At 59.9% G+C, this 14177-nt stretch carries 13 protein-coding genes; 11 read left to right on the forward strand and 2 right to left on the reverse strand.

Going from position 1 to position 14177, the window contains the following annotated elements; all coding sequences use genetic code 11:
* Positions 1–45 precede the first annotated feature (45 nt).
* Positions 46–429: a hypothetical protein gene (locus OCV66_RS09995; RefSeq protein WP_262564382.1), complete on the forward strand. Its 384-nt coding sequence runs from the start codon at positions 46–48 to the stop codon at positions 427–429.
* A gap of 3 nt (positions 430–432) precedes the next feature.
* Here OCV66_RS09995 and OCV66_RS10000 read toward each other — a convergent pair whose 3' ends face one another.
* Positions 433–723 carry a type II toxin-antitoxin system RelE/ParE family toxin gene (locus tag OCV66_RS10000; RefSeq protein ID WP_262564384.1) on the reverse strand — a complete coding sequence of 97 codons (291 nt, stop codon included), beginning with the start codon at positions 721–723 and terminating at the stop codon, positions 433–435.
* A 12-nt stretch (positions 724–735) separates the two neighbouring features.
* On the reverse strand, positions 736–1002 hold the full coding sequence (locus OCV66_RS10005) for a type II toxin-antitoxin system Phd/YefM family antitoxin (RefSeq protein WP_054328461.1): 267 nt from the start codon (positions 1000–1002) through the stop codon (positions 736–738).
* 158 nt (positions 1003–1160) lie between these two features.
* On the opposite strand from OCV66_RS10005, the gene OCV66_RS10010 reads away from it, so the two are divergent.
* From OCV66_RS10010 to OCV66_RS10055, 10 genes are all read left to right on the forward strand, one after another.
* Positions 1161–2036, forward strand: a complete 876-nt coding sequence (locus OCV66_RS10010; protein WP_054328462.1) for a BRO family protein — start codon at positions 1161–1163, stop codon at positions 2034–2036.
* Positions 2037–2206: 170 nt separating this feature from the next.
* Entirely contained in the window at positions 2207–4543 is a 2337-nt protein-coding gene (locus OCV66_RS10015; protein WP_262564386.1) for a hypothetical protein, read from the forward strand.
* Positions 4544–4670: 127 nt separating this feature from the next.
* A complete protein-coding gene (locus OCV66_RS10020) occupies positions 4671–5753 on the forward strand; it encodes a C39 family peptidase (RefSeq protein WP_262564388.1) in 1083 nt (360 codons plus the stop codon).
* 17 nt (positions 5754–5770) lie between these two features.
* Complete coding sequence (locus tag OCV66_RS10025) at positions 5771–6073, forward strand: helix-turn-helix domain-containing protein (RefSeq protein WP_107631233.1); 303 nt, start codon at positions 5771–5773, stop codon at positions 6071–6073.
* Positions 6060–6446, forward strand: a complete 387-nt coding sequence (locus OCV66_RS10030) for a hypothetical protein (RefSeq protein ID WP_262564390.1) — start codon at positions 6060–6062, stop codon at positions 6444–6446. The genes OCV66_RS10025 and OCV66_RS10030 overlap by 14 nt, the downstream gene beginning before the upstream one ends.
* The gene (locus tag OCV66_RS10035) at positions 6379–9099 is read left to right on the forward strand and encodes a VirB4 family type IV secretion system protein (RefSeq protein ID WP_262564392.1); all 2721 of its coding nucleotides are present in this window, start codon (positions 6379–6381) and stop codon (positions 9097–9099) included. Before OCV66_RS10030 ends, OCV66_RS10035 begins: the two co-directional genes overlap by 68 nt.
* Positions 9065–9742, forward strand: a complete 678-nt coding sequence (locus OCV66_RS10040) for a hypothetical protein (protein WP_147574223.1) — start codon at positions 9065–9067, stop codon at positions 9740–9742. Before OCV66_RS10035 ends, OCV66_RS10040 begins: the two co-directional genes overlap by 35 nt.
* Before the next feature lie 236 nt (positions 9743–9978).
* Complete coding sequence (locus tag OCV66_RS10045; RefSeq protein WP_147574224.1) at positions 9979–11019, forward strand: hypothetical protein; 1041 nt, start codon at positions 9979–9981, stop codon at positions 11017–11019.
* Positions 11003–13093, forward strand: a complete 2091-nt coding sequence (locus OCV66_RS10050) for a VirD4-like conjugal transfer protein, CD1115 family (protein WP_147574225.1) — start codon at positions 11003–11005, stop codon at positions 13091–13093. Before OCV66_RS10045 ends, OCV66_RS10050 begins: the two co-directional genes overlap by 17 nt.
* A complete protein-coding gene (locus OCV66_RS10055; protein ID WP_147574226.1) occupies positions 13090–14175 on the forward strand; it encodes a replication initiator protein A in 1086 nt (361 codons plus the stop codon). Before OCV66_RS10050 ends, OCV66_RS10055 begins: the two co-directional genes overlap by 4 nt.
* Positions 14176–14177 lie beyond the last annotated feature (2 nt).

The following is a 14177-nucleotide window of genomic DNA, read 5'->3' on the forward strand; positions in this document are numbered from 1 at the left end:
ATAGCAGGGCTGTACAGGCCAGTCAACCAAAGGAGGAATTTCCCATTGAACCAAAATAAACTGCAAAAGGCGCGTCCCGCCCTCGGATGGATGGAACGCGCCTTCTTATTTTACCGTATCGCGCTGGTGCTGCTGGTCATCGCCGCGGTCCTGATCCCGCGGGCCTTTGCCGTGGAGGACATGTGGACGGCGGCGGACCGCATCATCAAGGACGTGTATTCCAAGATCGCCGCCATTTCAACCGTACTCGCCGGCCTGATGAGCGCGGTGGCGGTCATCGGCGCCAAAATGAGCGGCACGCAGCAAAAGGCTGACAGCGCGTGGGAGTGGCTCAAAAGAGTCTGGCTCGCCTGGGTCATCATCAACGGCATCGGCGCGTTCATCGCCTACGTCCGCCCGCTTTTTGACGGGCTGGCGACGCTGGAATGACCGTTATCGCAGCAGCTTCGGATAATCCGTCCGGCCGTCTACGATACGGTATACATAGACCGTTTGGCCGATTACTTTGTAGATGCAGACATAATTGCCGCAGATCAGCTTTCGATACTGATGCTGCGCTAAAAAAGCATCCGGATGCAGAGCACCCATGTATGGCTGCTCTGCAAGAAGTGAGATGGTATCAAGCAGTCTGTCCGTGATCTCTTCTGCGGATCTCGACCCAACCAGCATCAAATGCAGATCCGAGATACGGTCAATATCCTCCCCTGCAGGGGTAAGGATCACTAGCTGTGTGCGTCAGGCATTGTGATACTTCTCTTTCAGCATTTTGCGGATTTCATCAACAGAATAGGTAGGTTCGCCGTTGAGTCTGGAGAATTCCGCTTCAAGGATCGCCGCACGGTGCTTCAGGACCTGTTCACGGTTTTCCAATGCATCTACGCTCATCAGGACGATATCGCCTTCCCCGTTTTTGGTGATATAGATCGGCTCCTGGTTTTCGTGCGCGAGAGTAGAGATCGTATTATAGCCATTTCGAAGGACGGTAGAGGACTTGATCTTCATTGCAGCTGCCTCCATAAATTATGGCATTATTATAGGATAATTCTGCTATATTCGCAAGAGCAAAAGTAATATGCAAAATACAGCCCAACCTCTGTTGGACGCTTGAAAAACGGCTTGATCCTTGGTAAAATGATGTTGTTTTGAGGAGGATATCTCTAATGGAACGTGATAAGATGCAACTTTTCGATAACAAGGAGATCCGAACGGTATGGGACGAGGAAAAAGAGGAATGGTACTTTTCTGTCGTTGATGTTGTTGCGATTCTGACGGACAGCGTAAATCCTACTGATTATTTAAAAAAGATGCGTAAGCGAGATGCGCAGCTGGGTACGTACCTGGGGACAGATTGTCCCCAGATAGCCATGCGAACCGCGACAGGAAAGCTCCGCAAAACGCTTGCTGCAAACACCGAACAATTGCTGCGCATCATCCAATCGATCCCCTCTCCCAAAGCAGAGCCGTTCAAACTGTGGCTTGCAGAAGTCGGACGGGAGCGGATCGAAGAAACCATAGATCCGGAACTCATCATAGACCGTGCGCTTGAGACCTACCTGAAAAAGGGGTATTCCAGAGAATGGATCAACCAACGGCTGCAGGCGATCCAGGTCCGCAAAGAGCTTACAGACGAATGGCAGGATCGCGGTGTGCAAAAGGGTGTTGAGTATGCAATACTTACAGACGAGATCACCCGTGCATGGTCTGGTATGACGACGCGGCAGTATAAAAAGCTGAAGGGTCTGAAAAAGGAAAATCTGCGGGATAATATGACGACAACGGAAATTATCCTGAATATGCTTGCAGAAACCTCAACAAAGGATATTTCCAAAGAGGCCAAGCCGGAAACTTTTGCAGAAAATGTAGAGGTTGCCCGCCGTGGCGGTAACGTAGCCGGAATAGCCAAAAAAGCTCTTGAGGCGGAAACCGGAAGGCCTGTTATCTCTTCACAAAATGCAGCACAGCTTAATACCGTGGTTACAGGGATGATCGAAGAAGTTGCAGGGACAGGAAAGAAAAAACATGAGGATAACAACTGAATAAGATAAAGACGCTTCTGTTACTGAAGCGTCTTTTCTGTTAGCGGCGCCGTATCACATTTTCCCTGATGCGGCGCCGTTTTTTTGTTTTACTGGAAGGGAGGAAACCTGAAATTCTCGAAAAGTTAGTAAAAGCCCTGTTTGAATGGCTGGCGTCGCTGTGGTATGAGATGGTGGAATACCTGCTGGACCAGCTCATGGAGCTGTTTAATGTGGATCTTTCCTACTTCGCAGAACGCGTGCCGGTCATAGACGACATTGCAAACATCTTTGTTGCGGTGGGCTGGGCGCTGCTTATCGGCAACCTGGCGTATCAGGCGATGCGTTCCATGGCCTCGGGCGTCGGCATCGAGGCGGAGGAGCCGGGACGGCTGTTCCTGCGCAGCGCGATGTTTTCCTTTTTGCTGCTCGTCAGCCGGCAGATCTGTGCGATTGGCTTTGGCCTGTCCGCCACGGTCATGGAGATGCTGCAGGCGCCGGACGCCGTCACCTTTGACCCGTTTGGGGAGGAAACCTTTGATACGCTCCCCAACGCGGGCTGGCTCATCGTCATCGTGGTAAACATCGTCATCCAGTGGCAGCTTATCCGGCTGTTCTTCGAGGTCGCGGAGCGGTACGTTATCCTCTGTGTCCTGACGTACTGCGCGCCGCTGGCCTTTGCGATGGGCGGGTCGAAAAGCACGGGCGATATCTTCCGCGGCTGGCTGCGGATGTTCGCCAGCATGTGCGTACTCATGGTGTTCAATCTGGTGTTCGTCAAGCTGGTGCTGTCCGCGCTCTCCACAGACCCGAACGGCGCGGCGATCATCCCGTGGGCGATGCTCGTAGTCGGCATCGTTCGTATGGCAAAGAAGATGGACGGCGTTATCCTGCGCATCGGCCTGAACCCTGCGCTTACCGGGGACCCGCTGGGTGCGCGCTTCCCCGGCGCGCTCACGGCCATGGCCCTGCGCAGCATCGCGTCCGTCGTGACGCGCACGGCGGCGAAACACACATCGTCTGCCGGACACAGCAATACCTCCGGCCCTCCGCCGCGGGAAGGCCCGCTCTGGGGCGGTATGGGGAAGAACGGTACAGGGGGACCGGTTTCCAGCGGCAGGCTGTCAGACAGCCGAAAGGAAAGCATCCGCAGCCGGACGGCGGCAGAAGGGACGGCTGTGACCCGCGGTGCGGGCTCGGGTATGCGGGCCGCGCAGGGATTGGAGGTCTTCCGCCGCCGGTACGGTGCGGACAATACGGAGATGATGCGGCAGGTGCGCAGGATGGTCTCCATCGACGCGGATGACTTTGATGATGAAAGCCATATCAGCAGCCATGTGGAGAAAAACAGCAGCGCCGCCGAAACCATCTCCGAAGCGGGCGGCAGGGTGACGCCGCCGGCGCCGCCGAAGCGCCCGCTTCCGGAGAATTTCGGCCGCATGAGCCCGCTGCAGACAGACGGCAAGTTGCCGCCGGTCATGCCGCAGCGCACAGCGGATGGACAGGCCAACCATATGGTCTCCCCTGTTACACCGCAGCCGCCGGAACAGGTACACTCCGGCATCGGGGCAGCACCGGAACGCGGCGCACCCACAGCGGAGCATGGAAACAGGCGGCCAGAGCATACGCCGCAGGCGGGTAAGATCAGCCCAGTCATGCCGCCATCGCCGCAGCGGGAAAGGCGAAACACAACTGAGCAAGCGTCCGCACGGGCAGCGGGCGTGCATGTCATGCCGAATCCTCTGACTGGCCACGCTGGCAGCATGTCCCCAGTTGGGAAAGGGACGGCCTCCGCCCCAGGTGGTGCATCGGCAGTCCACATGCCGCAGGAACGTCAGGCACATGGAGCAGCATCCACCGCTGCTGCTGCACCGCCCCAACAGGGTCGGACTGCGGCCTCACCAGTTGTTCCACCAGCACGGCAGCAGACCGTATCCCCTCCGTGGAACACATCGGCTGGGACAACGACTACTGCGCATACCGTTCGGCCAAGGGAGCATACCCCACAGGCAGCCCATCCCGCACAGGGCGGCGCCTCAACTGCAGCACAACCGAACGCAGCGCCTGTTACTGCACCGTCCACCGCACAGGCCGTGTCACCGGCGCGACAGCAGCCTAAGCCCGCGGCATCGTCGCAGGAGACTGCACCACTCCCAGTCACCCCAGTACGGCAGCAGGGTATCCCCGTTGCACAGCAGGCTGGGGCGCAGGGACCGACGTCCGTGCAGGACAGACAGGCCATGTCGCCACCGCAGGCACACGCGCAGCTATCCGCAAAACTGCAGCCGGATGTTGCACCCGCATACCGCCGCCCTACAGTTACCCCAGCGATACGGGAAAGAAAACCAGATCGTCCGGATACGGCATCCCATCCGGACGTCACCCCGGGCGTCCACACGCCGGATATGGTGGCGCCGCCGCCTGCCGTCCAGCCGCGTACCCTGCGCCGCAGCGCGCAACCGCTCACACGGGACAGGACACCCACAGAAAGAGGAGGGGGACGTCATAAACGAAGAAAGAAAAAGTAACGGCGGCCGTATCGCCGCGGCCGCGGCACAGATCGCGCAGGCCGCATGGAGGGGCGGCGTACCCAGCGCGGCAGTAGCCGCCGCAGCGCAGGCCGCGCCGGCACTGTTCAAAGCCGCAGGTATCGCCGTGCTGATCTGCCTCGGCCTGCCGCTATTGATGCTGCTGTCCATCCCATGCAATTTGTTTGGTTCGCCCAGCGCCTCCTCGGCAGACATCCAAGAGATGACCGCCCATGCGGAGGAGCTCACCGCCGCATGGAAGCGGCAGCGCACGCTGGAGCAGCAGGCGGTAGACCTGTTCGTATCGCTCCTGCCGGAGGATCTGGGCTTTATCCGCATCGAGAAGCGGCTCGGCAACACGAACGATTACTGGATGATCGCCATTACCTCGGTGTACAGCGAGCAGGACGTGATGACGATAGACGAAGCGAAGATCGTCCGGACCATGCAGGCCAAGCTCCAATATGACCTCGAGGCGGAGTATGACGCGGAGGGGGATTTCATCGGCTATGTGCTGGTGATCTCAGACATGACGCCAACCGAACTCATGGACAAGCTGGGCATGGACGGGCAGCAGCGCATGTGGGCGGAGGTCATTTACAATACCATCTGCGACGCGGAATACAGTGCGCCGGGCGGGTCTGTGGACAACACAGCGGATATGGATTTCTCCGATGTGGTGTTCACCGGCAGGGGTAATTCCAGGGACGTCGTGTATTTCAGCCAGTACGATCCCCGCTGGGGTGGGCTGATGTACGGCCAGACCAATACGATCGCGGGGGCGGGCTGCGGGCCAACGTCGCTTGCCATCTGCGTATCCACGCTAACGGATACCATCGTCACGCCGCCGGAGGTCTGTGACTGGTCCGTAAAAACGGGCCACCGCTGCGAAGGCAGCGGGAGCTACCACAGCCTGATCCCAGATGGGGCGGCGCATTACAACGTCCCCTGCCGCGGCATCGGCCGGAGCGGGACCGAGCTGGTAAAGGCATTGCAGGAAGGCAAGCTCGTGATCGCGATCATGTCCGCCGGGCATTTCACCCGCGGGGGACATTTCATCGTGCTGCGGGGTGTCACGGACAGCGGCAAGATCCTGGTAGCGGACTGCGCCAGCTATGAGCGCAGCCAAAAGGAATGGGACCTTGGCGTGTTCCTCGCGGAATGCAACAAAGGCGCCGCGGCCGGCGGGCCGTTCTGGGTGCTGGGATGAGAGGAGGAGATAGAATCATGAACCCATATTCAGACGGACATGTGCTGCGCATAAGGCTTTTTCGTATCAGACACGGCATAACGCTTCGTGAATTATCTGCACAGTCCGGCATTACAGTACAGCGGATCAACTGTATCGAGCGGACGGAATTTTCCCTCACGCCAGGGAGCAGAGAGCGGATATTATGCGCTCTGGAAGCTATATTGCACAGCCGTATTCAAAATACCGCCATTGCATTGCGGGACTTCCAATGTGAGCGCGAGAGATTATTTGATGTTGTAATGGAAAAAGCGGAAGGTGGTCAGGATGCATCCAAATGAAGACATTTACTATATCCCCGTGAATTTCACGGACGCGGGCCGTGTGCTCGGCCTGTTCGAGCTGCGCAACTGCATCGAGGCGGCGGTGCTCGCCGCCCCCACGGTGGGGCTGTGTACGCTGGTGGCGCAGCATACCCCATTCTCCCTCACCGTGAAGCTCATCCTCTCGCTCTGCCTGCTGGTGCCGGTCTGCGGCTTTGCACTGGCAGGCATTCGGGACGAGCCGCTGTCGCGGTTCCTTATCACCTATCTCCGCTGGCGGAAAAACCGCCGCATCGCACTGAACAAAGGAGGCATTATCAAATATGAACGTAAAAGAACTCATCTTCGGCGCGCAGGCCGGCGCGGCGCAAAGCCTCACGCCCGCAGATAAGGACCTGCAGGGCAGCCTGCCCATCGCGGATATCGATCAGGGCGTGATCCGTACACGGGACGGCAGGATGGTCGGGCTGTTCGAGGTACTGCCTATGAACTTCTTCCTGCAGAACACAGCGGAGCGGGAGCGCATCATCAGCTGCTTTGCCGCCTGGCTGCGCATCGCGCCCCGCCGGATACAGCTCCTGTGCCTGTCCCAGCCCGTGGATGTGGAGCACTACACCAGACGGATGCAGGAATTTTGGGAACGGGAAACAGCCCCCTTGTGCCGGCAGTGCATCGAGGATAATATCCGGCAGGTGCGCAGCATGGTGCAGGACGGCGCCTTTACCACACGCTTCTTCATCGCGTACCAGTATGAAGCGGACATGGGGCCAAGCCCATACACGGAGCTGTACCGCATTGCGGCCACGGCAAAGGGGTACCTCGCCCGCTGCGGGCTCACGGTGGTGGAGCCGCAGTATATAGACAACCAGATGGTGGAGACGGTCTTCGGGATGCTGTGCAAGGGGACCAGCCGGAACATCCGCCTGCCGGTGGGCTTCCGCTTTATGCTGGAGGACTGCTTCGCGTCTGCTGCGGCAGAGGAAAAAGCGGAAGCGGACGCGGCTGAAGCTAGTGCGACAGAGGGAGCCGCCGCGAGGCAGGAAAACGAAGATGTGGAGACAACGGACGAAGAAACAGCCTCCAAACCAAAACGTGGCCGGAAAAAGCGCGGCGCAAAGACCGAAAAATACAAGCCCACCGGCGTGATGGACCTAATCTGCCCCGCCTCGGCGGACTTCACCGCGCGGGACTGCATCGAACTGGACGGCGTGTACCACGCCTATCTGTACATCGCGGGCTACGGCTACCGCAGCCTGGTGCGCGGCGGCTGGTTGGCGGCGCTCGTGGGGCTGGGGGACGGGATTTCGCTCTCCGTCACCCTGCACCGGCAGCCGCGGGAAAAGATATTGCCCAAGGTGGCGAACTCCACCATGTGGAGCCGCAGCCGGATGCGGGACGTGGACGATACCCGTGCGGACTATGAGCAGATGGACAGCGCCATCTATGCCGGGCAGTATATCAAGTCCCAGATGAACAGGGCGAACGAGGATTACTACGATATGTACACCCTGATCGAGGTCACAGCGGACACACCGGAGCTTCTGAAGACACGCGTCGCGGAGGTGGAGCGTTTCTGTTCCTCGCAGGATATCATCTGCAAGCGCTGTGACTACGAGGAGGAGCAGGCGTTCCATTCCTTCCTGCCGGTGGTGTCTGTTGCGCCGGAGATCGCGCGCAAGGCGCGGCGCAACGCGCTGCTGTCCGGCGTAGCGGGCGCGTTCCCGTTCTACTCCATGGAGCTCTGCGAGCAGAACGGCATCCTCATCGGCAGTGACCGGCGCAGCCGTTCGGTCTGTATGCTCGATATCTTTGACAGCGACCGCTACAGCAACGCCAACGTGGTCGGGCTGGGCATGTCCGGCGCGGGCAAGACCTTCCTTTTGCAGCTTATCGCCATGCGGTACCGCCAGCAGGGCAGGCAGGTCTTCCTCATCGCCCCGTACAAGGGCCACGAATACCGCGCCGCGTGCGAGGCGATCGGCGGGCTGTACATCAGGCTCGCGCCATCCTCCACGGACTGCATCAACTTCATGGAGATCCGGCGGACTTCGTTGGATGTGGACGCGGAGCTGGAGCGGACGGAGACGCGCGGGGATTCGCTGCTCGCGGACAAGATCAGCCGGCTGCACATCTACTTCTCCCTGCTGCGCCGCAGCCTCACCGAGGAGGATATGGGCAGGCTGGATGTTGCCCTTATCCGTTTATATGGGCGGTTCGGCGTCACGCGGGATAACGACAGCCTGCTGGATGAGGACGGGCAGCCCAGACGGCAGCCCACGCCAAGGGACTTTTATGACCTGCTGATGGAGCAGGAGGAAACAAAACCGCTGGCGTCTGTATTGAGCCGGTTCGTAAACGGCTCTGCGGCAAACCTCGGCGGGGAGACCAACATCGACATGGGCAACAAATACATCGTGCTGGATATCTCGGACATTGGCAAAGACCTGCTGGCTTTCGGCACCCTGCTGGCGGCGGATATCTGTCTGGACTACTGCAAGCGCTCGCGCAGCGAGCAGAAGATCATTATCCTGGACGAGATCTGGTCTCTCATCGGCGCGGGCTCCAACCCCGAGGCGGCAGGGTTCGTCCTTGAGCTGTTCAAGACCGTGCGCGGGTACGGTGCGGCGGCCATCGGCGCGTCGCAGGACCTGGAGGACTTCTTTGCGCTGGAGAACGGCAAGTACGGCAAGGCGCTGCTCAACAATGCGCGCATCAAGTTCGCCCTGATGACCGAGCCGGAGGAGGCGGCGCTCATCCAGCAGCATTACCATCTTACCGATGAAGAGATGCAGATGCACGCGGAGTTTACGCGCGGGCAGGCGCTGCTCTGCGCGGGCCGCAACCGGCTGGGCGTGGATATCATCGCGTCTGAACGGGAGCTGGAACTCATCACCACCGACCCGCGGGACATCGAGCGCATACGGGAGCGGCAGGAGCTGGAACGGCTCCGGCGGCAGCGCGCAGACTGGGCGGCAGGAATGACAGACACAGATCAGGAGGATACCGACTATGACGAATACGAGGATACCGAATATGACGAATGAACACACCCCCAGTTTCTATTTGCAGGAGGCATACCATCTTGCGCGGGAGCTGGAACAGCTCCCGCCGGACGCGCCGGAACGCAGCCGGACGGCGGATGAAGCCCTGTGCGCGGCGGAGACCGCGGTGCTCACCGCCCGCCGCACGTTCGGCGGGCTGCTGGAGAAAGGCAGGCAGGGAAAACCGCTGCGGCTCGCGCCGCGCGCTCCCGCCCTCACGGGGACGGTCTCGGTAACGCGGGAGGGCTGGACGGCGATCCGGCTGGACACGCTGCTGCAGAACGCACGGCGGCGGACGACGGGATACATCGAGAACAGCCTCCTGGAGCTGCTCCGCCAGTGGCGCGGGCGCGGCGGCGTGCTGCCGTGGTACCGGCACGCGTTCGTGGCCATCACGGAGCACACGGACCGGAGGGGCGGCAGCGTCTACGACCCGGATAACCGCGAATGGAAGGCCGTGACCAACGCCCTCAAGGGCGTGCTGTTCGAGGACGACGACCAGTTCACCGTGAGCCTGATCTTGGACACCGTGCCGGACGGCAGGGGCTGTACGGAGATCATGGTGCTGCCGTATCACGAGGCCGCGGCTTATCTTTCCGGCCGGAATTTCGGGAAAGATACGGCTGCAAACCGCTCCAAGCCCTGAAAAACGGATACGGTACTTTGGGCAAAGCCGGACGGTAGTTTGGTGCAAAAGCATACGGTAGTACCGTTCGGCTTTGTTGGTTTGCAAAACCGGACGGTACTGCGTAAAAGTAGCGAAAGATACACTTACAGGAGGTTGAAGCACATGAAAAGTTGGAAGAGGACAGACAACAGGCGAAAAATACCGCGGCCTATGCAAAGCAGAACGGTACTTTCCGGAAAGGGGGCAGGACCGGCATGGCGATGCGGAATGCGAAGGAGGTCGCGCGGCTGATCGGCTGGTGCCGCAACGTGGGGGACGCATGTGTGCAACGGTACGCAGGTTCGGTCTTCCGCACGTCCCTTATGGAGGAACTGCAGAAGGAAAAACTGCTGAAAGCCTGCGATCCCGTATATGGCTGGCGGCTGACAAGAAAAGGGTACCGCCTCTTACAGGACAGCGGCATCCCGCTGCACCCTGACGCCCACACACAGCGGGTGGGCCGGCGGTTCGAGCATGCTGAGATCACGGCGACGATGTATGCTGCCGGCATCTACCCTTATCTGACAGCGATAGAGGAGCTGCGGAGCAGGGACGGTTATCTGCCGGCATTTGCCCTGCGCGCAAGGCGGGGACAACAGGTGCTGGGGAATAACCAGATAGCAGGGCTGCTCCGGCTGCAGGACACCGTATATGCGGTGTATTATGTCTCGCCCGGCATGGACAGGGTCGTAAATCCTGCGCGGGAGACAGATCTCCTGCAAGGCGTCTGCACCGGCGCCGGCTGTACCTGCGGGGCGCTGCTGTTTTGCGGCGCTGACTATGCGGCGATCCATAGCGCCCTGCACGGATCGTCCAAAGCAGTATCGGCACGAAGCCGCTGCGTATCATACGGCCGCTTTTACCGGATGGCACAGGAGCCGTGCCTTTACCTGCCCTGCTCCATGCAGGGCGTGCGCCAGCTCCATATCTTGAAGTATCCGGACTACCGGACAAAGATATGCAGGGCCTTGTGGGGCTACGGCGGCAAGATGGACAGCGGGATCGGTGCAGACTGGATCGATCCGAACGATCATACGGCGTTCCTGCTGGTCGCGGACATGGATATCCGGAAAATAGAGGAGACCGCGCATCAGATCCGGCGGAAAGGGTACCAGCGGCTGGTGCTGGCAGGCTTTCAGGAGCAGAACCGCTTTCTGAAGCAGTATTACAGGCCGCCGTTCTATTCCTCCGCCACCCTGTCCAATGACATCCTGGATCGGCTGAAGGACGGTGAGCGCCATGCGCCGCCTGTCTGAACAGATTGCCAGGCTGGAGGAGCGGGTACTGAAAAAGACAAAGCGCTGGCGGGACCGGCACCCGGGGAGCGGGAAGCTGTACGCCGCCCTTGGCGTAGTCATCTGGTACTTTTACGGCATGCTGGTAAACTCCGTCCGGCTCGGCGTCTGCCAGTCCTTTGACGCGGACAGTGGGATCACGGATATCTGGACGGTAAACCCGTTCCTCAACCTGATCGCCCCGTTTACCCCCACCGGTATTTTTGTCACCGCCTCACTGGTCACGTTGGCCTGCCTGCTGACGCGCAAGGGGTATAACTGGATAGCCGGCTATCATCCGGTAAAGGACAGGCGCGGGTTCGATATCCTGCCGGACGGCACACACGGCTCGAGCCGGTTCATGATGCGGGAAGAGATGGAGCGGGTACTGGATGTGGGCAGGCTGGACAGCCTTTCCGGCACGGTCTACGGCAAGCATAAGGACGACCCGCTGGACAGCGATGCTTATGCGGACTATGTCGCGTCCAGTAAAAAGGCTGGCCTCGCCGGCAGCCTGCTGGTCGTGGGCGCGCCGGGTACCGGCAAGAGCTGGGGGTTCGTCCGGCCGTTCGTATTCCAGTGCGTGAAGCGGCGCGAGAGCATCGTCCTGACCGATCCCAAAAATGAACTTTATGAAAGCATGGCCGGCTACTTGACCGATCAGGGTTACGAAGTGCGGGTGTTTAACCTGCTGGATATGGAGCACTCGGACCGCTGGGACCCGATCGGCGAGGCGGACCACGACCCGCGGCTCATACCGGTCATCGCCTCCACCATCATCGCTAACACCTCAAGTGAAAAGGAGGCCAACGATTTTTGGAGCAAAGCCGAGCTCAACCTGCTCACGGCGCTGCTTTATTATGTGCAGCAGGACACGGACGCAGCCGGACGCCCAAAGCCGCTGTCCGAACGTAGACTGGGCAGGGTACTCGGCCTGCTCAGCGAGGACGGGCTCAAGCAGATAGATGAGACGATAAAGCGGCTGCCTGCAGGGCATCCGGCCAAAGGCCCCTACGGCCTGTTCCTGAACGCTAAGGAGAATCTGCGCGGCAACATCGTGATCGGTCTCGGCAACCGGCTGAACGTGTTCCACGATGCGCTGGTGGACAGCCTGACTTCGGACAGCACGATAGACCTCACCCTGCCAGGACAGAAGCCCTGCGCCTATTTCTGTATCCTGTCCGCGCAGGACAGCACCTACACCTTCCTGTCCTCGCTGTTCTTCACCATGCTGTTCTCCCGTCTGGAGGCATACGCGCGGAAGGAGACGAAGGACGGGAAGCTGCCGGTGCGGGTAAACTTCCTGCTGGACGAATTCCCGTCCATCGGCAGGCTGGGGGATTTCAAGCGCTCCATCGCGTTCACCCGGTCGTTCGGCATGAGCTGCCAGGTGCTGGTGCAGTCCATCTCCCAGCTGGCGGACATGTACCCGCGGCACGAGTGGGAGGAGATGGCGGCCTGCTGCGACGCCGCCATCTGCCTGGGTGTGAACGACCTGACGAGCGCCAAATTCATTTCGGAGAAATGCGGCATGACGACCATCCGCGTGACTAATAACCAACAGCCGCAGACGCCGCTGTTCTCCCCCTTGCAGAACAACATCCGGCCGTATTCCATGACGCGCAGCAACACCCAGCGCGCGCTCATGCAGCCGGACGAGGTGCTGCGGCTGGGCAACGACAGGTGCATCGTCCTGCTGCGCGGCCAGTACCCGATGCTGCTGCACAAGATAACGCCGCCGGAATTTACCGATTACGGCAAGCTGCGGCCGGCGTCCATCCATGACTACCCGCCGGACAGGCCGGACGGTGCGGCGGGCGGGGAAAACAAAAAGCAGCCTGCGCCGGATGCAGGATCGGCGGTGCCCCCTCCTGAACTGCCAGCAGAGCCGAAGTCCCCTTATTCCGACCTGCTGCAGCCGGACGATCCCGATCAGGAGGATGATATGCCCGATCATACGACATTTATCCCAACAGACGACCAGATCGACCAATACCAACAGGAACTGGATCGAAACAACGAATTAGACAACGAAAGCGAGGATGCTGCCTTATGAAAAAGAACATCTCTGCAGAAGACCGGCCGGACTTTACGCTGATGAAGCTGTCCGGCGCTATTTCCTATTTCCACATGCAGATGCCGCGGTGGCTGTTCTGCGACCCGCGTTACATGGATATGGGTTTGGAGAGCAAAGTGGCCTACACATTCCTGCTCAACCGCTACCAGCTGTCCCGCCGCAACGGCTGGGTGAACCGGCACGGCGAGGTGTACATCATCTACACGCGCGAGGATCTGGCACGGGAGCTGCAGGTTTCCTACCGCAAGGCGATAGCCTGCTTTAAGGAACTGGCGGACAGGCGCCTGGTCTGGGAGCAGCGGCAGGGCCGCGGTATGCCGAACCGTATCTTCCTGGCCGAGGTGGTGCTGGACGAAAAGGCGGCCTACGGTTATGACTGCGCGCCGTTCTGCACGGAGACAAGACCTGTAGAAATTGCATATCTGGAGGAAGGGGATAGTGCGCCGGAACAGGATGTGTCGGCCAACCTGCGGGGCGATATGACGGAATTCCAGCAGGATACAGGCGCTGGGACGCTGGCAAGACCTGCCGAAACGGCACATCAAGACCTGCCAAAACCGCAGGTCTTGAACTGTGGAGACTGCACTTCTGCGGGTGCGGAAACGGCATGTCTAGACCTGCAAAAACCGCACACAAGTAAGAAAGAGAAGAGTAAGAAAGAGTATAGGGATACTGATGATGAGCTTCCGACAGTCCCGCGCGCGGGCGCGGATGACGGGCGTGAGGCCATAGCGGCGATCTTGCAGCGATGCGAGCTTTCCCGCTATACGCCGGAGGAAGCGGAGGTGTTCCGTGACGCGGTCTCGTGGCTGTACTACTGCGGCCGGCTGCAGCTGGGCGCCTGCACCTACCCGCAGGGCTATGTCCGCGACACGCTCCGGCGGCTGGATGCCGACGTGCTCGACGAAGCGCTGTACAGGCTGCGGCGGAACGAGAACGAGGCGATTTCCAATACGCTGGTCTACACCGCCAAGGTCATTTTCAGTACGATCGTGGAGATGGGGAGCGAAGCCCTGCTTGATCCCGTGTTAAATCAGGTGAAACGGAGGTTGGCGATATGAAG

This window comes from Agathobaculum ammoniilyticum, from assembly GCF_025567315.1.
GTDB classification, from domain to species: Bacteria; Bacillota; Clostridia; order Oscillospirales; family Butyricicoccaceae; genus Agathobaculum; species Agathobaculum ammoniilyticum.

Excerpts from the sequence above, each read along its gene's own strand:
- OCV66_RS10005 (WP_054328461.1), bottom strand. The coding sequence starts at position 1,002 with ATGAAGATCAAGTCCTCTACCGTCCTTCGAAATGGCTATAATACGATC.
- OCV66_RS10010 (WP_054328462.1), top strand. The coding sequence starts at position 1,161 with ATGGAACGTGATAAGATGCAACTTTTCGATAACAAGGAGATCCGAACG.
- OCV66_RS10050 (WP_147574225.1), top strand. The coding sequence starts at position 11,003 with ATGCGCCGCCTGTCTGAACAGATTGCCAGGCTGGAGGAGCGGGTACTG.
- OCV66_RS10015 (WP_262564386.1), top strand. The coding sequence starts at position 2,207 with ATGGTGGAATACCTGCTGGACCAGCTCATGGAGCTGTTTAATGTGGAT.
- OCV66_RS10055 (WP_147574226.1), top strand. The coding sequence starts at position 13,090 with ATGAAAAAGAACATCTCTGCAGAAGACCGGCCGGACTTTACGCTGATG.
- OCV66_RS10035 (WP_262564392.1), top strand. The coding sequence starts at position 6,379 with ATGAACGTAAAAGAACTCATCTTCGGCGCGCAGGCCGGCGCGGCGCAA.
- OCV66_RS10025 (WP_107631233.1), top strand. The coding sequence starts at position 5,771 with ATGAACCCATATTCAGACGGACATGTGCTGCGCATAAGGCTTTTTCGT.
- OCV66_RS10040 (WP_147574223.1), top strand. The coding sequence starts at position 9,065 with ATGACGAATACGAGGATACCGAATATGACGAATGAACACACCCCCAGT.
- OCV66_RS10030 (WP_262564390.1), top strand. The coding sequence starts at position 6,060 with ATGCATCCAAATGAAGACATTTACTATATCCCCGTGAATTTCACGGAC.
- OCV66_RS10045 (WP_147574224.1), top strand. The coding sequence starts at position 9,979 with ATGGCGATGCGGAATGCGAAGGAGGTCGCGCGGCTGATCGGCTGGTGC.